This is a genomic window from Mediterraneibacter flintii (assembly GCF_055387595.1).
On sequence record NZ_AP031405.1, the window covers coordinates 1,057,363 to 1,074,116 of the forward strand.

The 16,754-nt window shown below is 41.6% G+C and carries 29 protein-coding genes; all 29 read left to right on the plus strand.

Features of this window, described 5'->3' with window-relative positions; genetic code table 11:
- Window positions 1-24 precede the first annotated feature (24 nt).
- The 29 genes from ACZ5C4_RS04985 to rpsK all read left to right on the plus strand — a co-directional run bounded on the left by ACZ5C4_RS04985 (window position 25) and on the right by rpsK (window position 16,663).
- The gene (locus ACZ5C4_RS04985) at window positions 25-1,779 is read left to right on the plus strand and encodes an ABC transporter ATP-binding protein (protein WP_464520040.1); all 1,755 of its coding nucleotides are present in this window, start codon (window positions 25-27) and stop codon (window positions 1,777-1,779) included.
- A 537-nt stretch (window positions 1,780-2,316) separates the two neighbouring features.
- Window positions 2,317-2,634: a 30S ribosomal protein S10 gene (gene rpsJ, locus ACZ5C4_RS04990; RefSeq protein ID WP_186875412.1), complete on the plus strand. Its 318-nt coding sequence runs from the start codon at window positions 2,317-2,319 to the stop codon at window positions 2,632-2,634.
- A gap of 62 nt (window positions 2,635-2,696) precedes the next feature.
- The gene (rplC, locus tag ACZ5C4_RS04995; protein WP_464520041.1) at window positions 2,697-3,383 is read left to right on the plus strand and encodes a 50S ribosomal protein L3; all 687 of its coding nucleotides are present in this window, start codon (window positions 2,697-2,699) and stop codon (window positions 3,381-3,383) included.
- A 30-nt stretch (window positions 3,384-3,413) separates the two neighbouring features.
- Window positions 3,414-4,034 carry a 50S ribosomal protein L4 gene (gene rplD / locus ACZ5C4_RS05000; RefSeq protein ID WP_464520042.1) on the plus strand — a complete coding sequence of 207 codons (621 nt, stop codon included), beginning with the start codon at window positions 3,414-3,416 and terminating at the stop codon, window positions 4,032-4,034.
- Window positions 4,034-4,333, plus strand: a complete 300-nt coding sequence (gene rplW / locus ACZ5C4_RS05005; RefSeq protein WP_186875409.1) for a 50S ribosomal protein L23 — start codon at window positions 4,034-4,036, stop codon at window positions 4,331-4,333. The genes rplD and rplW overlap by 1 nt, the downstream gene beginning before the upstream one ends.
- A 191-nt stretch (window positions 4,334-4,524) precedes the next feature.
- Complete coding sequence (gene rplB / locus ACZ5C4_RS05010; RefSeq protein WP_186875408.1) at window positions 4,525-5,367, plus strand: 50S ribosomal protein L2; 843 nt, start codon at window positions 4,525-4,527, stop codon at window positions 5,365-5,367.
- 26 nt (window positions 5,368-5,393) lie between these two features.
- Window positions 5,394-5,675 (plus strand): 30S ribosomal protein S19, encoded by a 282-nt coding sequence (gene rpsS, locus ACZ5C4_RS05015; RefSeq protein WP_059067893.1) that lies wholly within the window; start codon window positions 5,394-5,396, stop codon window positions 5,673-5,675.
- A 32-nt stretch (window positions 5,676-5,707) separates the two neighbouring features.
- Window positions 5,708-6,094, plus strand: coding sequence for a 50S ribosomal protein L22 (gene rplV / locus ACZ5C4_RS05020; protein WP_059067895.1), 387 nt, complete (start codon window positions 5,708-5,710; stop codon window positions 6,092-6,094).
- An 11-nt stretch (window positions 6,095-6,105) separates the two neighbouring features.
- Window positions 6,106-6,762, plus strand: coding sequence for a 30S ribosomal protein S3 (rpsC, locus tag ACZ5C4_RS05025; RefSeq protein ID WP_464520043.1), 657 nt, complete (start codon window positions 6,106-6,108; stop codon window positions 6,760-6,762).
- On the plus strand, window positions 6,762-7,199 hold the full coding sequence (gene rplP / locus ACZ5C4_RS05030) for a 50S ribosomal protein L16 (RefSeq protein ID WP_186875405.1): 438 nt from the start codon (window positions 6,762-6,764) through the stop codon (window positions 7,197-7,199). Before rpsC ends, rplP begins: the two co-directional genes overlap by 1 nt.
- Window positions 7,189-7,392 (plus strand): 50S ribosomal protein L29, encoded by a 204-nt coding sequence (rpmC, locus tag ACZ5C4_RS05035; protein WP_186875404.1) that lies wholly within the window; start codon window positions 7,189-7,191, stop codon window positions 7,390-7,392. Before rplP ends, rpmC begins: the two co-directional genes overlap by 11 nt.
- A gap of 21 nt (window positions 7,393-7,413) precedes the next feature.
- On the plus strand, window positions 7,414-7,692 hold the full coding sequence (gene rpsQ, locus ACZ5C4_RS05040; RefSeq protein ID WP_207723883.1) for a 30S ribosomal protein S17: 279 nt from the start codon (window positions 7,414-7,416) through the stop codon (window positions 7,690-7,692).
- Window positions 7,693-7,729: 37 nt separating this feature from the next.
- Window positions 7,730-8,098: a 50S ribosomal protein L14 gene (gene rplN, locus ACZ5C4_RS05045; RefSeq protein ID WP_186875403.1), complete on the plus strand. Its 369-nt coding sequence runs from the start codon at window positions 7,730-7,732 to the stop codon at window positions 8,096-8,098.
- Between the two features lie 12 nt (window positions 8,099-8,110).
- Window positions 8,111-8,425, plus strand: a complete 315-nt coding sequence (rplX, locus tag ACZ5C4_RS05050; protein ID WP_243207085.1) for a 50S ribosomal protein L24 — start codon at window positions 8,111-8,113, stop codon at window positions 8,423-8,425.
- A gap of 23 nt (window positions 8,426-8,448) precedes the next feature.
- Entirely contained in the window at window positions 8,449-8,988 is a 540-nt protein-coding gene (gene rplE / locus ACZ5C4_RS05055) for a 50S ribosomal protein L5 (RefSeq protein WP_186875402.1), read from the plus strand.
- A gap of 13 nt (window positions 8,989-9,001) precedes the next feature.
- On the plus strand, window positions 9,002-9,187 hold the full coding sequence (locus tag ACZ5C4_RS05060) for a type Z 30S ribosomal protein S14 (protein WP_059067910.1): 186 nt from the start codon (window positions 9,002-9,004) through the stop codon (window positions 9,185-9,187).
- Between the two features lie 159 nt (window positions 9,188-9,346).
- A complete protein-coding gene (gene rpsH, locus ACZ5C4_RS05065) occupies window positions 9,347-9,748 on the plus strand; it encodes a 30S ribosomal protein S8 (RefSeq protein ID WP_186875401.1) in 402 nt (133 codons plus the stop codon).
- A 443-nt stretch (window positions 9,749-10,191) separates the two neighbouring features.
- Window positions 10,192-10,734, plus strand: coding sequence for a 50S ribosomal protein L6 (rplF, locus tag ACZ5C4_RS05070; RefSeq protein WP_464520044.1), 543 nt, complete (start codon window positions 10,192-10,194; stop codon window positions 10,732-10,734).
- A gap of 17 nt (window positions 10,735-10,751) precedes the next feature.
- Entirely contained in the window at window positions 10,752-11,120 is a 369-nt protein-coding gene (gene rplR, locus ACZ5C4_RS05075; RefSeq protein WP_059067916.1) for a 50S ribosomal protein L18, read from the plus strand.
- Window positions 11,121-11,136: 16 nt separating this feature from the next.
- Window positions 11,137-11,646, plus strand: coding sequence for a 30S ribosomal protein S5 (gene rpsE, locus ACZ5C4_RS05080; RefSeq protein ID WP_186875399.1), 510 nt, complete (start codon window positions 11,137-11,139; stop codon window positions 11,644-11,646).
- Between the two features lie 60 nt (window positions 11,647-11,706).
- Window positions 11,707-11,886, plus strand: coding sequence for a 50S ribosomal protein L30 (gene rpmD, locus ACZ5C4_RS05085; protein ID WP_186875398.1), 180 nt, complete (start codon window positions 11,707-11,709; stop codon window positions 11,884-11,886).
- 27 nt (window positions 11,887-11,913) lie between these two features.
- Window positions 11,914-12,354, plus strand: coding sequence for a 50S ribosomal protein L15 (gene rplO / locus ACZ5C4_RS05090; RefSeq protein WP_186875397.1), 441 nt, complete (start codon window positions 11,914-11,916; stop codon window positions 12,352-12,354).
- Entirely contained in the window at window positions 12,354-13,706 is a 1,353-nt protein-coding gene (gene secY, locus ACZ5C4_RS05095; protein ID WP_186875396.1) for a preprotein translocase subunit SecY, read from the plus strand. The genes rplO and secY overlap by 1 nt, the downstream gene beginning before the upstream one ends.
- A 91-nt stretch (window positions 13,707-13,797) precedes the next feature.
- A complete protein-coding gene (locus tag ACZ5C4_RS05100) occupies window positions 13,798-14,442 on the plus strand; it encodes an adenylate kinase (protein ID WP_464520045.1) in 645 nt (214 codons plus the stop codon).
- Window positions 14,443-14,445: 3 nt separating this feature from the next.
- On the plus strand, window positions 14,446-14,709 hold the full coding sequence (locus ACZ5C4_RS05105) for a KOW domain-containing RNA-binding protein (RefSeq protein ID WP_464520046.1): 264 nt from the start codon (window positions 14,446-14,448) through the stop codon (window positions 14,707-14,709).
- A gap of 17 nt (window positions 14,710-14,726) precedes the next feature.
- The gene (gene infA, locus ACZ5C4_RS05110) at window positions 14,727-14,945 is read left to right on the plus strand and encodes a translation initiation factor IF-1 (RefSeq protein ID WP_004074886.1); all 219 of its coding nucleotides are present in this window, start codon (window positions 14,727-14,729) and stop codon (window positions 14,943-14,945) included.
- A 181-nt stretch (window positions 14,946-15,126) separates the two neighbouring features.
- Window positions 15,127-15,240, plus strand: coding sequence for a 50S ribosomal protein L36 (gene rpmJ, locus ACZ5C4_RS05115; protein ID WP_003497809.1), 114 nt, complete (start codon window positions 15,127-15,129; stop codon window positions 15,238-15,240).
- Between the two features lie 568 nt (window positions 15,241-15,808).
- Window positions 15,809-16,177 (plus strand): 30S ribosomal protein S13, encoded by a 369-nt coding sequence (gene rpsM / locus ACZ5C4_RS05120; RefSeq protein WP_464520047.1) that lies wholly within the window; start codon window positions 15,809-15,811, stop codon window positions 16,175-16,177.
- A 90-nt stretch (window positions 16,178-16,267) separates the two neighbouring features.
- Window positions 16,268-16,663, plus strand: coding sequence for a 30S ribosomal protein S11 (gene rpsK / locus ACZ5C4_RS05125; protein ID WP_059067930.1), 396 nt, complete (start codon window positions 16,268-16,270; stop codon window positions 16,661-16,663).
- Window positions 16,664-16,754 lie beyond the last annotated feature (91 nt).

Genomic DNA, 16,754 nt, shown 5'->3' on the forward strand with positions numbered 1-16,754 from the left:
AGCAAAGCTGGGGAGGGATAAGAGATGAAACAGACAGGCAAAGCATTATACCAGATGTTGACAGGCAAACAGAAATGGAATTTTGTGCTTATAACGGTGATCATGGTTGTATCGGCGGGGGCTGCTCAATTACTTCCTGTCTGTATCGGAAAGCTGACCGATACTCTGCTCAGACATAAAACGGCATTTTCCTTCCAAAGAGTGCTGCCCTTTCTGCTTTTTATACTGGCAGTCAGCATTTTGAATCAGCTCCTTATTATAGGAAGAAGGCTGATGGTGGAAGATACGGCTACCCGGTTTGAGAAAACAGCACGAGTCTGCGCGACAGAGGCGCTTTTAAAAGCTCCACTGTCATATTTTCAGAGTAATATGACAGGGAATATCCACGGCAGGTTGAACCGGAGCTTGGATGGTACGGTAAAATTATTGAAATTGCTGTTTATGGATTTTGCGCCGGCAATCTTCAACGGAATTGCAGCGATACTTGTTATCTATTCACAGGTTCCGGCATTTTTGGCAACGATCATGATGCTGGTTATACCAGTGGGGATTTTGATTGTGTTTCGCCAGATTTCTACACAGAAAGGAATTCGGGTCAGACTGCTGGAAGAAAAATCAGAAATGGACGGCGTCATGGTGGAACTTTTAAATGGAATAGAAGTAATTCGGGTTTATGATACGGTGAAGGAAGAAAAACAGCGTTTTTCAGATAAATCCGAACGACTTCGGAAACGGGAAATGAAACACCACAAGGCGATGGCAGGATACGACTGTCTGAAATATATAAATGAAGCGGTCTTTACAGTTATTATTATCGGTGGATCTGTATATCTTGCAGGGAAGAATGTCATCAGCGTGGGAACAATTCTCACCGCGTATCTTTGCTTTACCCAACTGACATCGCCTCTGCGGGAGCTGCATCGCATATTGGACGAGCTTTCAGAATCTTGCGTGCTTGCAGAAGAATATTTCAAGATAAAAAATCTTCCGAAAGATTTTTCATATGAAGCGGCCGCACAACTGGCAGAAAAAGAAGAATTAAATAAAGCGCTCTGTGTGCAGATGAAAAATGTAAGCTTTAAATATGAAAATACAGAGAAACAGGTTTTGAAAAATATCAGTCTGGAGATAGAGCCGGGAAGTTTTCTTGGAATAGCAGGCACTTCCGGCGGTGGAAAATCTTCTCTTATCAAGGTGTTGTGCAAATTAGAAAAATGCAGGGGAATCTTTATAAACGGAGTTGAACTGGACGAGGTTTCGAGAGAGGAAATTGCGGCAAGCTTTACTCTGATACCACAGACTCCGTTTCTTATTGCAGGAACGGTCAGGGAAAATATCTGTTATGGCATGAAAACAAACGTGACGGAGCAGGAGGTAAAAGAAGCTGCACGCAGGGCATGTTTGGAAGAATATATAGAAAGTAAACCGGAAAGCTATGACTTTTTGGTGGCAGAAGGCGGAAAAAATCTTTCTGGAGGGCAAAGACAAAGGGTAGCATTGGCGCGCATCTTTCTGCGCAAGCCTAAAATATTAATACTAGATGAGGCAACCAGCGCTCTGGATAATACGACAGAAGCTAAAATTCAAGGGGAGATAGAAAAATTGCGGGAAGAGACAGGGATGACGATTATTTCCATTGCTCACAGACTGACAACCTTAAAAAACTGTGGCAGAATTCTAGTATTTGACGGTGGTGAGATAGTACAGACAGGAACGTTTAAAGAGCTTATACAAACAGAAGGCAGATTTAAAGAAATGTATACTGGAAAAAATATCTGAGCAGGATATGTTGGCAGAGAGGGAGGGAAAAAAGAAAGGATTGTACTGAAAAACGAAAAAGTTCAGCCCGCGCCATTCGTAAAACCCCACTGTGTGCTTATTGCGGCTGCCGCCACCGTTTTACTCATTGACGGGCGCTTAAGCTCATACAGGAGTACGTTCGCAAAAACATGAAAGCATGTTTTATGCTTCCCACACCCTGTATGGCTGTCTGTTACAAAAAAATACAATATTTTTGAAAAAAGTACTTGAAAAAAATGGATGAATCTTATATACTAAGAGAGCTGTGGCATGATAGCTGTGAAGCGTGAGGTTGCTGTCCGAGGTGTGAAAGCACTGTGTGGCAGGTTTTCCGTGGAGCGAATGTCAAGTTAGGAAACTGGCGACAAGTCACTGTACGTATCACAACTGATTACTGTTTACCATAAGGTAAGAGTAGGAAACAACGTGTGAGTTTCTCACGACACACACGGGAGAGTGTACAGTCACCGCTTGTCGTACTGAAGTCAAAAGTACGAAAAGGAGGCGACTTTTTTTATGGCAAGTCAAGTAATGAGAATCACATTGAAAGCGTATGACCATCAGCTCGTTGATGCATCCGCGAAGAAAATCATCGAAACTGTAAAAAAGAACGGGGCGCAGGTTAGTGGACCAGTACCACTTCCGACGAAGAAGGAAGTAGTTACAATCTTAAGAGCAGTACACAAATACAAAGACTCCAGAGAGCAGTTCGAGCAGAGAACTCATAAAAGACTCATCGATATTATCACACCGACGCAGAAAACTGTAGATGCCCTTTCCAGACTGGAAATGCCGGCAGGTGTTTATATCGACATCAAAATGAAAAAGCAGTAACAATCCTAAAATTTAGGATGAGCGCATAGGCGCTCCGCTGTAAATCACAGGAGGTAATTATAATGAAGAAAGCTATTTTAGCAACAAAGATTGGAATGACCCAGATCTTCAACGAAGAAGACGGCAGATTAATTCCGGTAACAGTTCTTCAGGCTGGCCCATGTGTAGTTACACAGGTAAAAACAGCAGAAAAAGACGGATATAGTGCTGTTCAGGTCGGATTTGTTGACAAGAAAGAAAAAATTGTTACAAAAGATAAGAGTGGCAAAAAAGAAATTGCACACAGAAATGGTGTGACAAGAGCAGAAAAGGGACATTTTGATAAAGCGGGCGTATCTGGAAAGAGATATGTGAAAGAATTTAAGTTTGAAAATGCAGAGGAATATACACTGGCACAGGAAATCAAGGCGGATATTTTTGAAGCGGGAGATAAGGTAGATGCTACTGCAATTTCCAAAGGTAAAGGTTTCCAGGGTGCGATCAAACGTCACAACCAGAGCAGAGGGCCTATGACACATGGATCTAAATTCCATCGTCATGCTGGTTCCAACGGCGCTGCATCTGATCCGAGTAAGGTATTCAAAGGCAAAAAGATGCCAGGACAGATGGGATGCAAAAAAATCACTGTTCAGAATCTTGAAGTTGTCAGAGTAGATGCTGAAAATAATCTGCTGTTAGTAAAAGGGTCTGTTCCAGGGCCGAAGAAATGCCTGGTAACAATCAGAGAAACAGTAAAGAACGGCAAATAATCTGGCAGATAAGAAAGGAGGAACACACAGATGGCTAACGTATCTGTTTATAATATCGAAGGTAAAGAAGTTGGTACAATCGATTTGAACGATGCTGTATTTGGTGTTGAAGTAAATGAACACCTTGTACACATGGCGGTTGTAAACCAGCTTGCAAATAATCGTCAGGGAACACAGAAAGCAAAAACACGTTCAGAAGTTTCTGGCGGCGGTAGAAAACCGTGGAGACAAAAAGGAACAGGGCATGCAAGACAGGGCTCAACAAGAGCTCCGCAGTGGACAGGCGGCGGGGTAGTATTTGCTCCAACTCCGAGAGACTATTCTTTTAAAATGAATAAGAAGGAAAAAAGAGCAGCTCTGAAATCTGCACTTACTTCCAGAGTAGAAGAGAACAAATTTATCGTGATAGATGAATTGAAATTCGACGAAATTAAGACAAAGAAATTCCAGGAAGTGTTAAATAACTTAAATGTGAACAAAGCATTGGTAGTTCTGGAAGATGGGAATACAAATGTGGAAATCTCCGCAAGAAATATTCCGGCTGTAAAGACAGCACGTACAAATACGATTAATGTATATGACGTCCTGAAATACAACACAGTAATCACGACGAAGGCTGCTGTTGCAACGATTGAGGAGGTGTACGCATAATGGCAAACGTTCAGTATTATGATGTGATCCTTAAACCGGTAATCACTGAGAAGAGTATGGAGCTGATGGCTGACAAGAAATATACATTCCTTGTTCACACAGAAGCTACAAAGTCTCAGGTAAAAGAAGCTGTTGAAAAGATGTTCTCCGGAACCAAAGTAAAAAGCGTCAACACAATGAACTTAGACGGAAAGACAAAAAGACGCGGAATGACTTATGGGAAAACAGCAAAGACAAAGAAAGCAATCGTTCAGCTCACAGAAGACAGCGCTGACATTGAAATTTTCGAGGGGTTATAAGACTTGCTGAAGGCAAGCGTAAGCGAAGGCTGAAGCTTAGTCGGGACCCGTTCCCAAGCGTTAGTGAAAGCGAGTGTAAACGAAGCTTGAACTTAGGCGTATGGAACCTGGCATCAAGCCGAAGGTTCATCAATCTAAACGGTGCAAATCCGTGAAACGAATAATTAGGACAAACGAAAGGAGAGACAGTAATGGGAATCAAAACATATAACCCATATACACCTTCCAGAAGACAGATGACTGGCTCAGATTTCTCTGAAATCACAAAGACAACTCCTGAGAAATCCTTGTTGGATTCCAAGAGCAAAACAGCCGGCCGTAACAATCAGGGAAAAATTACAGTAAGACACCGCGGAGGCGGCGCAAAGAGAAAATATAGAATTATCGACTTTAAAAGAAAGAAAGATGGAATTCCGGCAAAAGTAATTGGTATCGAATATGATCCGAACAGAACAGCAAATATCGCTCTTATCTGCTACGCAGACGGAGAAAAAGCATATATCCTTGCTCCGGAAGGATTAAAGGATGGAATGACAGTTATGAATGGACCGGAAGCAGAAGTAAGAGTAGGAAACTGCCTTCCGCTTTCAGAAATTCCAGTTGGTACACAGATTCATAACATTGAGCTGTATCCGGGCAGAGGTGGACAGATGGTTCGTTCCGCAGGAAACAGCGCACAGCTGATGGCAAAAGAAGGAAAATATGCAACACTTAGACTTCCTTCAGGTGAGATGAGAATGGTTCCGATTATCTGCCGCGCATCAGTCGGAGTAGTAGGAAACGGCGATCACAACCTGATTAATATAGGTAAAGCAGGGCGTAAACGTCATATGGGCATCCGGCCGACAGTACGTGGTTCTGTTATGAACCCGAATGACCATCCGCACGGTGGTGGTGAAGGAAAGACCGGAATTGGACGTCCGGGTCCATGTACTCCATGGGGTAAACCGGCACTCGGTCTTAAGACACGTAAGAAAAATAAAGCTTCTAATAAGCTGATTGTAAGAAGAAGAGACGGCAAAGCGATTAAATAATTAGATTCACAAGGAGGTTAGAACCTATGGCTCGCTCACTTAAAAAAGGACCATTTGCAGACGAAAGCTTACTGAAAAAAGTAGACGCTATGAATGCATCAGGTGATAAAACAGTTATTAAGACATGGTCACGTCGTTCTACAATCTTCCCGTCATTTGTCGGACACACATTTGCTGTCCATGACGGAAGAAAGCACGTGCCTGTATATGTAACAGAAGATATGGTTGGACATAAACTCGGAGAGTTTGTTGCAACAAGGACATACAGAGGACACGGCAAGGACGAGAAGAAGTCAAAAGTCAGATAATGATTCATATATTTTGAAAGGAGGGTTCATCCATGGCAAAAGGGCATAGAAGTCAAATTAAGAGAGAGAGAAACGAGCAGAAAGATACAAGACCATCAGCGAAGATTTCTTACGCCAGAGTATCTGTTCAGAAGGCCTGCTACGTTTTGGATGCCATCAGAGGCAAGGATGTACAGACAGCGCTTGGTATTTTAGCTTATAATCCAAGATATGCTTCAAGCGTAATAGAAAAATTATTGAAATCAGCAATCGCAAATGCTGAGAACAACAATGGTATGAGTGTTGAGAACCTTTATATTGAGGAATGTTACGCAAATAAAGGGCCAACAATGAAGAGAATCAGACCGAGAGCACAGGGAAGGGCATACAGAATCGAAAAGAGAATGAGCCACATCACAATCGTGCTGAATGAAAGATAAGGAGGGCAATAATGGGACAGAAAGTTAATCCTCATGGCTTAAGAGTCGGCGTTATAAAAGACTGGGATTCCAGATGGTATGCAGAAAAAGAGTTTGCAGACAATCTTGTGGAAGACCATGAAATCAGAACATTTCTTAAAAAGAGATTATACAGCTCAGGTGTTTCCAGAATTGAAATCGAAAGAGCATCTGACCGTGTAAAGATCGTGATTTATACAGCAAAACCTGGCGTAGTAATCGGAAAAGGCGGAGCTGAGATTGAAAAAGTAAAAGGTGAACTTGCAAAATATACAGATAAGAAACTGGTTGTTGACATCAAAGAAATCAAAAGACCAGACAAAGATGCGCAGCTGGTAGCAGAGAATATCGCACAGCAGCTTGAGAACCGTATTTCTTTCAGACGTGCTATGAAATCTTGCATGTCAAGAACAATGAAAGCGGGAGCACTTGGAGTTAAGACTTCTGTTTCAGGACGTCTTGGCGGTGCAGATATGGCGCGTACAGAGTTCTACAGTGAGGGAACAATTCCGCTTCAGACACTGAGAGCTGACATTGATTATGGATTCGCAGAAGCTGACACAACTTACGGAAAAGTCGGTGTAAAGGTTTGGATTTACAAAGGCGAAGTTCTTCCGACTAAAGCAGATAAGGAAGGGAGCGATAAATAATGTTAATGCCAAAAAGAGTAAAACGTCGTAAACAATTCCGTGGTACCATGAAAGGAAAAGCCTTGAGAGGTAACACGATTTCTTATGGTGAGTACGGTATCATCGCAGCAGAGCCTTGCTGGATTCGTTCCAACCAGATTGAGGCAGCCCGTGTTGCTATGACCCGTTACATCAAACGTGGTGGTAAGGTTTGGATCAAAATCTTCCCAGATAAACCAGTAACAGCAAAACCAGCAGAAACTCGTATGGGTAAAGGAAAGGGAGCATTAGAATACTGGGTAGCAGTAGTAAAACCAGGTCGTGTAATGTTCGAAATTGCAGGAGTACCAGAGGAAACAGCTAGAGAGGCACTTCGTCTTGCAATGCATAAATTACCTTGCAAATGCAAAATCGTTTCTCGCGCAGACTTAGAAGGCGGTGATAACAGTGAAAATTAATACATTTGTAAACGAATTAAGAGGAAAATCTGTAGAAGAATTAAATGAAGAATTAGTAGCTGCGAAAAAGGAACTGTTTAACCTTCGGTTCCAGAATGCAACGAATCAATTAGACAACACAAGCCGAATCAAGGAAGTTAGAAAAAACATCGCCAGAATTCAGACGATGATTACGGAAACCAAAAGAGCTTAGTGAGAGAACTTCATTTATAGCATGTTGAAAGGAGTAACAACTGTGGAAGAAAGAAATTTGAGAAAAACTCGTACAGGCAAGGTTGTTAGTGATAAAATGGACAAAACAATCGTTGTTGCAGTTGAAGACCACGTGAAGCATCCACTTTATAAGAAAATCGTAAAGAGAACTTATAAACTGAAAGCTCATGATGAAAATAACGAGTGCAATGTAGGAGATACAGTAAAAGTTATGGAAACAAGACCTCTGTCCAAAGACAAGAGATGGAGACTTGTAGAAATCATGGAGAAAGCGAAATAAGCTGTTTCGCATATAATTTTGAAGGAGGTTTACCTGCATGATACAACAAGAAAGCAGACTGAAAGTAGCAGACAACACAGGTGCTAAAGAATTACTTTGTATCCGTGTTATGGGCGGTTCTACAAGAAGATATGCCAATATCGGAGATGTAATTGTTGCGACTGTTAAAGATGCAACACCAGGCGGCGTTGTTAAAAAGGGCGATGTTGTTAAAGCTGTTGTTGTCCGTACTGTAAAAGGTACACGTCGTAAAGACGGTTCCTATATCCGGTTCGATGAAAATGCTGCAGTTATTATAAAGGATGATTTGAATCCACGAGGAACACGTATTTTTGGACCAGTAGCCAGAGAGTTAAGAGAGAAACATTTTATGAAGATTGTTTCCCTGGCTCCGGAAGTACTCTAGGAGGTGCCGAAGATGTCAACAATGAAGATTAAAAAAGGTGATATGGTGAAAGTCATCGCCGGTAAAGATAAAGACAAAGAAGGCAAAGTAATTGCTGTAAATAAAAAAGATGGAAAAGTTCTGGTTGAAGGTGTCAACATGCTGACAAAGCACACGAAGCCGAGTGCTGCGAATCAGAATGGCGGTATCGTTCATCAGGAAGGTCCGATTGACATTTCCAATGTTATGTATGTACACAAAGGAAAAGCTACAAGAATTGGATTTAAGATGGACGGAGACAAAAAGGTTCGCGTTGCAAAATCAACGGGCGACGTAATTGACAATTAATTCGAGGAAGGAGGTCCAGGACTTTGAGCAGACTGAAAGAAAAATATCAGAATGAAATCATTGACGCAATGATTAAAAAATTTGGATATAAAAATATCATGGAAGTGCCGAAGCTCGACAAAGTTGTAATCAACATGGGCGTCGGTGAAGCAAAAGAAAACGCGAAAGTGTTAGAATCAGCTATTGCTGACATGGAAAAAATTGCCGGTCAGAAGGCTGTTGTCACAAGAGCAAAAAACTCTGTGGCAAACTTCAAAATCAGAGAGGGCATGCCGATTGGATGTAAGGTTACATTAAGAGGCGAAAGAATGTATGAATTTGTAGATCGTCTGATTAATCTTGCGCTGCCACGTGTACGTGACTTCAGAGGTGTCAATCCGAATGCGTTTGACGGCAGAGGCAATTATGCTCTTGGTATTAAGGAACAGTTGATTTTCCCGGAAATCGAGTACGATAAAGTTGACAAAGTCAGAGGTATGGATGTAATTTTCGTTACAACAGCTAAAACTGACGAGGAAGCTCGTGAATTATTGACACAGTTCAATATGCCATTCACAAAGTAAAGGAGGGAAATTCATGGCTAAAACATCAATGAAAATCAAACAGCAGCGTAAAGCGAAATTTTCTACAAGAGAATATAGCCGCTGCAGAATCTGCGGACGTCCGCATGCATATTTAAGAAAATATGGAATTTGCCGTATCTGCTTCCGTGAATTGGCATATAAAGGACAGATTCCAGGAGTAAAAAAAGCCAGCTGGTAGGCCGAAAGCAGCTTGGCGAGGTTTTTTCGAGTCTAGCGCGAGGCCGTTCTTGGAGCTTAACGAGACGTTGTCGAGTTTAGCGAGAAGGACTTCGTTAGGGGCGCTGACAGACCAGAAAGCCTGACAGGCATTTAAAGAATAGAAGGAGGATACTTTCACATGAACATGAGTGATCCAATCGCAGATATGCTTACAAGAATCCGTAACGCAAATACTGCTAAACATGATACCGTTGATGTTCCTGCATCCAGGATGAAGACAGCGATTGCTGAGATTCTCTACAATGAAGGATACATTGCAAAATATGATATCGTAGAAGATGGAAACTTCAAAACAATTCATATTACACTGAAGTATGGCGCAGATAAAAATGAAAAAGTTATCTCCGGTCTGAAGAGAATTTCCAAACCAGGACTTCGTTTTTATGTAAACAGCGAAGAGATTCCGAAGGTACTCGGAGGACTTGGTATTGCGATTATTTCTACAAACAAAGGTGTAATCACAGACAAAGAGGCAAGAAAACTCGGCGTAGGCGGAGAAGTACTCTGCTTCGTTTGGTAGACCGAAAGCAGCTTGGCGAGGTATTTTCGAGCCTAGCGCGAGGTCGTTCTTGGAGCTTAACGAGGTATTATCGAGTTTAGCGAGAAGAACATACCCATTTAGTGCAGCTTGGCGAGGTTATTTCGAGCCTAGCGCGAGGTCGTTCTTGGAGCTTGACGAGGTATTATCGAGTTTAGCGAGAAGAACATACCCATTTAGTGCAGCTTGGCGAGGTTATTTCGAGCCTAGCGCGAGGTCGTTCTTGGAGCTTGACGAGGTATTATCGAGTTTAGCGAGAAGAACATACCCATTTAGTGCAGCTTGGCGAGGTTATTTCGAGTCTAGCGCGAAGCTGATAAATAAGAGTACAGAGGAAATAAGAACCTCATAAGTACTCAGAGCAACTGAAAACAGAGTGGGCTAAAGTCCCCATTCCGAAAATTTAAGTTAAGGAGGAAACAGGTATGTCACGTATAGGAAGACTGCCGATAGCAATTCCAGCAGGCGTTACTGTAGAAGTTGCAGATAACAATGTAGTGACTGTAAAAGGTCCAAAAGGAACTCTTGTAAAAGAGCTTCCGGTTGAAATGGAAATCAAAGTTACAGGCGAAGAAGTCATCGTAACAAGACCAAATGATTTAAAGAAAATGAAATCTTTACACGGGCTGACAAGAACATTGATTAACAATATGGTGATCGGTGTGACAGAAGGCTATCAGAAGGTTCTGGAAGTAAATGGTGTTGGTTACAGAGCCGCAAAATCAGGAAACAAATTGACATTGAGCTTAGGATACTCTCATCCAGTTGAAATGACGGATCCGGAAGGTCTTGAGACTGTCCTGGAGGGGCAGAATAAAATTACTGTAAAAGGTATCGATAAAGAAAAAGTAGGCCAATACGCTGCTGAAATCAGAGACAAGAGAAGACCAGAGCCATATAAAGGCAAAGGTATCAAGTATGCTGATGAAGTTATCAGACGTAAAGTTGGTAAGACTGGTAAGAAATAAATAAGGAGAGTGTGAAAATGGTTAGTAAGAAATCAAGAAGCGAAGTTCGTAGAAAAAAACACATGAAATTACGTAACCGTTTCAGCGGTACGGCTGAAAGACCACGTTTAGCTGTGTTTAGAAGTAATAATCATATGTATGCTCAGATTATTGACGATACAGTTGGAAACACTCTGGTTGCAGCTTCCACTCTTCAGAAGGACGTGAAAGCAGAATTAGAAAAAACCAACAATGTTGATGCTGCGGCATATCTTGGAAAAGTAATTGCTGAAAAAGCAAAAGAAAAAGGAATCACAGAGGTTGTCTTTGACAGAGGCGGCTTTATATATCAGGGAAAAATCAAAGCATTGGCAGACGCAGCGAGAGAAGCTGGGCTGAATTTCTAGGGAAGGGAGAACACAGATGAAACAGGAACGCATTGATGCTAATCAATTAGAATTAACAGAAAAAGTGGTATCAATCAAACGTGTTACCAAAGTTGTTAAAGGTGGTCGTAACTTCCGGTTCACAGCTTTAGTTGTAGTTGGCGACGGAAAAGGCCATGTAGGTGCAGGTTTGGGAAAAGCTACTGAAATCCCGGAAGCAATCCGCAAAGGGAAAGAAGACGCAATGAAGAAAATGATTTCTGTTGCGTTGGATGAAAACGAGAGTGTTACACATGATGTTATCGGAAAATTTGGAAGTGCTTCAGTACTTTTGAAGACAGCTCCGGATGGTACTGGTGTGATTGCCGGAGGTCCGGCGCGTGCCGTAATTGAGATGGCAGGAATTAAAAACATTCGTACAAAATCATTGGGCTCTAACAATAAACAGAATGTAGTGCTTGCTACGATCGAAGGTTTAAAATCAATGAAGACACCGGAAGAGGTTGCAAGACTTCGTGGCAAATCAGTAGAAGAGGTCGTAGGCTAAGATAGGCTTTCCCGTTTTCAATAGAACGGGGCAGGCTTTATCGCATAGGAGGTAAACAAAATGGCAAATTTGAAAGTGACATTAGTAAAGTCTACAATCGGTGCTATACCTAAGCATAGAAGAACTGTTGAAGCGCTGGGGCTGAATAAACTCTATAAGACAGTTGAATTACCGGATAATGCAGCTACCAGAGGTATGGTACAGCAGGTTAGACATTTAGTGAAAGTTGAAGAAGCATAAATTAAGAAACGATAAGGAGGTAACGTCATGGACTTATCAAACTTAAGACCGGCAGACGGTTCCAAACAGAGCGATAATTTCAGAAGAGGCCGTGGACACGGTTCTGGAAATGGCAAAACAGCCGGCAAGGGCCATAAGGGTCAGAAGGCACGTTCAGGAGCGCCAAGACCAGGATTTGAAGGTGGCCAGATGCCTTTATACAGAAGATTGCCAAAGAGAGGGTTTAAGTGCAGAAACTCTAAAACAATTGTTGGTATTAATTTAAGCGCGCTGGAAGTATTTGAAGACGGCGCTACAGTTTCCGTAGATACCTTAATTGAAAGCGGAATTGTAAAAAATCCAAAAGATGGTGTTAAAATTCTTGGAAATGGAGAGTTAACTAAGAAACTTACTGTTCAGGCGAATGCGTTTAGCGCAAAAGCGGCTGAAAAGATTGAGTCCCTTGGTGGAAAAGCAGAGGTGATCTAATGCTACAGACTGTACGAAGGGCATTTCAGATAGAGGATGTTAGAAAAAGAATTTTCTATACATTTATGATGCTGGTTGTTGTAAGATTCGGCTCTGAATTGCCTACTCCAGGCGTGGATCCAACCGTACTTCAGAATTTATTTGCGAGCCAGACCGGTGATGCATTCAATTTTTTTGATGCATTTACCGGCGGTTCCTTTACCAAGATGTCTGTATTCGCGTTAAGTATTACGCCGTATATTACATCTTCTATCATTATGCAGCTTCTGACAATCGCAATTCCAAAACTGGAGGAAATGCAGAAAGAGGGAGCAGATGGAAGAAAGAAAATTGCAGCGATTACGCGTTATGTAACAGTTGGACTTGCATTGATTGAATCCACTGCAATGGCGGTTGGATTTGGCCGTCAAGGACTTCTGGTAGAGTACAACTTTGTGAATACGGCAATCGTTGTGTGTACGCTGACAGCCGGCAGTGCATTCCTGATGTGGATTGGTGAACGCATAACAGATAAAGGAGTCGGAAATGGTATATCCATTGTTCTTCTGATTAATATTCTTTCACGTGTGCCAGATGATTTTGTCACATTGTATACACAGTTTGTAAAAGGCAAAACATTGGCAAAAGGAGGGCTTGCTGCCCTGATTATACTGGCTATTCTGCTGGTAGTAGTAGTATTTGTAGTCCTGCTGCAGAGTGGGGAAAGAAGAATTGCTGTTCAGTATTCCCAGAAAGTACAGGGGAGAAAGACTTATGGAGGACAATCTACACATATTCCACTGCGAGTGAATACAGCAGGGGTTATTCCAGTTATATTCGCATCTTCCTTGATGCAGACTCCGATTGTAATTGCTCAATTCCTTGGAAAAGGAAATGGAACCGGTATTGGAAGTCAGATTTTGAAAGGAATGAATTCCAATACATGGTGTGATCCGGAAAATCCGATTTATTCAATCGGGCTGGTTGTTTATATTTTACTGACAATATTCTTTGCATATTTCTATACATCTATTACTTTCAATCCGTTGGAGATTGCAAATAATATGAAGAAGAGTGGAGGATTTATTCCGGGTATTCGTCCAGGAAGACCTACGGTAGAATATTTGCAGAAAATATTGAATTACATTATTTTCATTGGAGCATGTGGACTTATCATCGTTCAGGTAATACCGTATTTCTTTAATGGTGTATTTGGGGCAAATGTTTCCTTTGGCGGAACATCCCTTATCATCATAGTGGGAGTTGTATTGGAGACATTGAAACAGATTGAATCACAGATGCTCGTACGCAACTATACAGGATTTTTGAATAACAAAGGAAGCAACATGAAGAACAGTTTCCTTGGATATTAATTAGATTACTTTAGCGAGGGTGACCCGGAAGAACTGTAAAAGCATATTCAGGGGCACACTCGTTATTGTGCATTAACGGAGGTATACGGGTATGAAAATTATTATGTTGGGAGCTCCAGGCGCCGGAAAAGGAACGCAGGCAAAAAAAATTGCAGCAAAATACAATATTCCTCATATTTCGACAGGGGATATTTTTCGGGCAAATATTAAAAACGGAACAGAGCTGGGGAAAAAGGCAAAAACTTATATGGACCAGGGGCTTTTGGTACCGGACGATCTGGTGGTAGATTTGGTGGTAGACAGGGTGAACCAGACAGACTGTGAAAATGGATACGTTCTGGATGGATTTCCAAGAACGATTCCACAGGCAGAAGCATTGGACAGAGCGCTTGCCAAGCTGAATCAGAAAGTAGATTTTGCGATCAATGTAGAAGTACCGGATGAAAATATTATTAAACGTATGTCGGGACGCCGTGCCTGTGTAGACTGTGGTGCGACCTACCATATGGTTTATGCGGCTCCTGAAAAAGAAGGAATCTGTGATAAATGCAGCGGAAATTTGATTCTCAGAGATGATGATAAGCCAGAAACAGTTGAGAAGCGTCTGCATGTATACCATGATCAGACACAGCCTCTGATTGAATATTATACACAGGCAGGAATTTTAAAAGAGGTAGACGGTACAGTGGACATAGATGTTGTGTTTGATGCAATCGTAAAAATCCTGGGAGAATAACAGATGGTATTGAAACCAGGAATGATCGTGAAATCAAAGGCAGGACATGATAAAAACTGTATATATGTAATTATTCATGTCAATGATGAATATGTATATCTTTCGGATGGGCAGAAACATACATTTGAAAGACTGAAAAGAAAAAATAGAAAACATCTGCAGGTGATTCTAAAGGAATATGTTGAGGATACAGCGGATGAGGTAGCAGTTAGGAATGTGATACTGAAATATTCCCTTAGAAAAAGCGGGAATGCAAAAATGCTGTAAATGCAGGAGGATTAAGTATGTCAAAGGCTGACGTAATTGAAATTGAAGGAGTTGTAGTTGAAAAGCTGCCAAATGCGATGTTTAAGGTAGAGCTGGAAAATGGGCACATCGTTCTGGCGCATATCAGTGGAAAATTACGCATGAATTTTATTAAGATTTTACCAGGAGACAAAGTAACTCTAGAGATGTCACCATATGATTTAAGCAAAGGAAGAATTGTTTGGAGAGATAAATAGAAGAGTATTTTTTGTAAGTCTGTTGGTGGACAGTAATAATTGCTCTAAAGTAGAAAAACGAATTTAGTTATTGACTTTATAGGTATTTAGGAGTTATACTATTAAGTGGCTGTTTTTGGGTTGGTGTGTCCAAAACAGCGGGAAATGTAGGCAGAGCAAAGCAGGGAAAGGAGGATTTAACATGAAGGTTAGGTCATCAGTAAAACCAATTTGTGAAAAATGCAAAATCATTAAAAGAAAAGGAAGCATCAGAGTAATCTGTGAGAATCCGAAGCACAAACAGCGTCAGGGATAGAAATGGAACACTTAATGAATCCGAATTAGGATAGACTTTATGTATGGAGATGTTCAAATCAAAAAGACGTAAATATTTGTGTAATTATTTAGGCGGCTGACAGCACGATACACCAGGAGGTGTGTAGAGCTGTTTAATATACAGTAAGGATACACCGTGACTGCGCAAGGTACCGGCAGAACGGGTAGTCTGCTGCACTTATACAGCGATTCGAAAAAGTGCAGGTGTATATTGCTTATAATACTCGGCGTTTGCATTGGCGGACAAAGTCCGTGCCGGGAAAGGGTATGCGTAAAAAGCATGCCTGGGCTGGGATATTGGGGAAAGAAAGTACCCGGTAGGACGAAACACACACATTCATCGTCCACAGCCTCAATTAGGGACAATATGTAACAACGTAAAGCCATGCACAGAACTGGCGGAAACGCGGCTGCAAGTTTACTTGCAAGACGCGGTTCAGACAGGAATGTATGTGGCGCACGCCACAGCGAGATTAAAGCGGCGAAGCGGCGGAATTGAGCTTGCATGGCGGCAAACAGCGACAAAAAAGAAAATGGAGGAAAGACACATGGCTCGTATCGCAGGTGTAGACTTACCAAGAGACAAACGTGTAGAAATTGGTTTGACTTATATTTATGGAATTGGAAGAACAAGTTCAAACCGCATTTTAGCAGCGGCAGGAGTAAATCCTGATACTCGTGTCAGAGATCTGACAAGTGAAGAAGTAAAGAAAATCAGTGCAGTGATTGATGAAACTCAAGTTGTGGAAGGTGATTTGAGAAGAGACATCCAGCTCAATATCAAGAGACTGAAAGAAATCGGCTGCTATCGTGGAATCCGTCATAGAAAAGGACTTCCAGTACGTGGACAGAAGACAAAGACAAATGCAAGAACATGTAAAGGTCCTAAGAGAACAGTAGCAAATAAGAAGAAATAATGCGAAAGTAACTTGACGAAAATGAAGGCTGCGTTTATATTGAACGGGCATTCAATCAAGCAAAGAATAAAAGAAAGTAGGTTAGTTTAAATGGCTAAAAAGGTTGCAAAAAAAGTAACAAAAAAACGTGTCAAGAAAAACGTTGAACGCGGACAGGCACATATCCAGTCATCTTTCAATAATACAATTGTAACACTGACAGATGGACAGGGAAATGCTCTTTCATGGGCAAGTGCAGGTGGTCTGGGATTTAGAGGTTCAAGGAAATCTACTCCATATGCAGCACAGATGGCAGCTGAGACAGCGGCAAAGGCAGCATTAGTACATGGTCTTAAAACAGTAGATGTTTTCGTAAAGGGTCCAGGTTCAGGCAGAGAAGCGGCAATTCGTGCACTTCAGGCTTGCGGAATTGATGTAACAAGCATCAAGGATGTAACACCGGTACCGCACAATGGATGCCGTCCGCCAAAGCGCAGAAGAGTATAATCTCAGTTTGGCAGGTTTTAAGTTTAGTATACACTGGAAGTAAACGAAAAATGCGGTGAAAATCCGCTGACATGTATAAAATTTAGGAGGA

What these genes read in the sequence shown, in the direction of transcription:
- ACZ5C4_RS04985 (WP_464520040.1), top strand. Translation starts at nt 25, where the DNA reads ATGAAACAGACAGGCAAAGCATTATACCAGATGTTGACAGGCAAACAG.
- rpsJ (WP_186875412.1), top strand. Translation starts at nt 2,317, where the DNA reads ATGGCAAGTCAAGTAATGAGAATCACATTGAAAGCGTATGACCATCAG.
- rplC (WP_464520041.1), top strand. Translation starts at nt 2,697, where the DNA reads ATGAAGAAAGCTATTTTAGCAACAAAGATTGGAATGACCCAGATCTTC.
- rplD (WP_464520042.1), top strand. Translation starts at nt 3,414, where the DNA reads ATGGCTAACGTATCTGTTTATAATATCGAAGGTAAAGAAGTTGGTACA.
- rplW (WP_186875409.1), top strand. Translation starts at nt 4,034, where the DNA reads ATGGCAAACGTTCAGTATTATGATGTGATCCTTAAACCGGTAATCACT.
- rplB (WP_186875408.1), top strand. Translation starts at nt 4,525, where the DNA reads ATGGGAATCAAAACATATAACCCATATACACCTTCCAGAAGACAGATG.
- rpsS (WP_059067893.1), top strand. Translation starts at nt 5,394, where the DNA reads ATGGCTCGCTCACTTAAAAAAGGACCATTTGCAGACGAAAGCTTACTG.
- rplV (WP_059067895.1), top strand. Translation starts at nt 5,708, where the DNA reads ATGGCAAAAGGGCATAGAAGTCAAATTAAGAGAGAGAGAAACGAGCAG.
- rpsC (WP_464520043.1), top strand. Translation starts at nt 6,106, where the DNA reads ATGGGACAGAAAGTTAATCCTCATGGCTTAAGAGTCGGCGTTATAAAA.
- rplP (WP_186875405.1), top strand. Translation starts at nt 6,762, where the DNA reads ATGTTAATGCCAAAAAGAGTAAAACGTCGTAAACAATTCCGTGGTACC.
- rpsQ (WP_207723883.1), top strand. Translation starts at nt 7,414, where the DNA reads ATGTTGAAAGGAGTAACAACTGTGGAAGAAAGAAATTTGAGAAAAACT.
- rplN (WP_186875403.1), top strand. Translation starts at nt 7,730, where the DNA reads ATGATACAACAAGAAAGCAGACTGAAAGTAGCAGACAACACAGGTGCT.
- rplX (WP_243207085.1), top strand. Translation starts at nt 8,111, where the DNA reads ATGTCAACAATGAAGATTAAAAAAGGTGATATGGTGAAAGTCATCGCC.
- ACZ5C4_RS05060 (WP_059067910.1), top strand. Translation starts at nt 9,002, where the DNA reads ATGGCTAAAACATCAATGAAAATCAAACAGCAGCGTAAAGCGAAATTT.
- rpsH (WP_186875401.1), top strand. Translation starts at nt 9,347, where the DNA reads ATGAACATGAGTGATCCAATCGCAGATATGCTTACAAGAATCCGTAAC.
- rplF (WP_464520044.1), top strand. Translation starts at nt 10,192, where the DNA reads ATGTCACGTATAGGAAGACTGCCGATAGCAATTCCAGCAGGCGTTACT.
- rplR (WP_059067916.1), top strand. Translation starts at nt 10,752, where the DNA reads ATGGTTAGTAAGAAATCAAGAAGCGAAGTTCGTAGAAAAAAACACATG.
- rpsE (WP_186875399.1), top strand. Translation starts at nt 11,137, where the DNA reads ATGAAACAGGAACGCATTGATGCTAATCAATTAGAATTAACAGAAAAA.
- rpmD (WP_186875398.1), top strand. Translation starts at nt 11,707, where the DNA reads ATGGCAAATTTGAAAGTGACATTAGTAAAGTCTACAATCGGTGCTATA.
- rplO (WP_186875397.1), top strand. Translation starts at nt 11,914, where the DNA reads ATGGACTTATCAAACTTAAGACCGGCAGACGGTTCCAAACAGAGCGAT.
- secY (WP_186875396.1), top strand. Translation starts at nt 12,354, where the DNA reads ATGCTACAGACTGTACGAAGGGCATTTCAGATAGAGGATGTTAGAAAA.
- ACZ5C4_RS05100 (WP_464520045.1), top strand. Translation starts at nt 13,798, where the DNA reads ATGAAAATTATTATGTTGGGAGCTCCAGGCGCCGGAAAAGGAACGCAG.
- ACZ5C4_RS05105 (WP_464520046.1), top strand. Translation starts at nt 14,446, where the DNA reads ATGGTATTGAAACCAGGAATGATCGTGAAATCAAAGGCAGGACATGAT.
- infA (WP_004074886.1), top strand. Translation starts at nt 14,727, where the DNA reads ATGTCAAAGGCTGACGTAATTGAAATTGAAGGAGTTGTAGTTGAAAAG.
- rpmJ (WP_003497809.1), top strand. Translation starts at nt 15,127, where the DNA reads ATGAAGGTTAGGTCATCAGTAAAACCAATTTGTGAAAAATGCAAAATC.
- rpsM (WP_464520047.1), top strand. Translation starts at nt 15,809, where the DNA reads ATGGCTCGTATCGCAGGTGTAGACTTACCAAGAGACAAACGTGTAGAA.
- rpsK (WP_059067930.1), top strand. Translation starts at nt 16,268, where the DNA reads ATGGCTAAAAAGGTTGCAAAAAAAGTAACAAAAAAACGTGTCAAGAAA.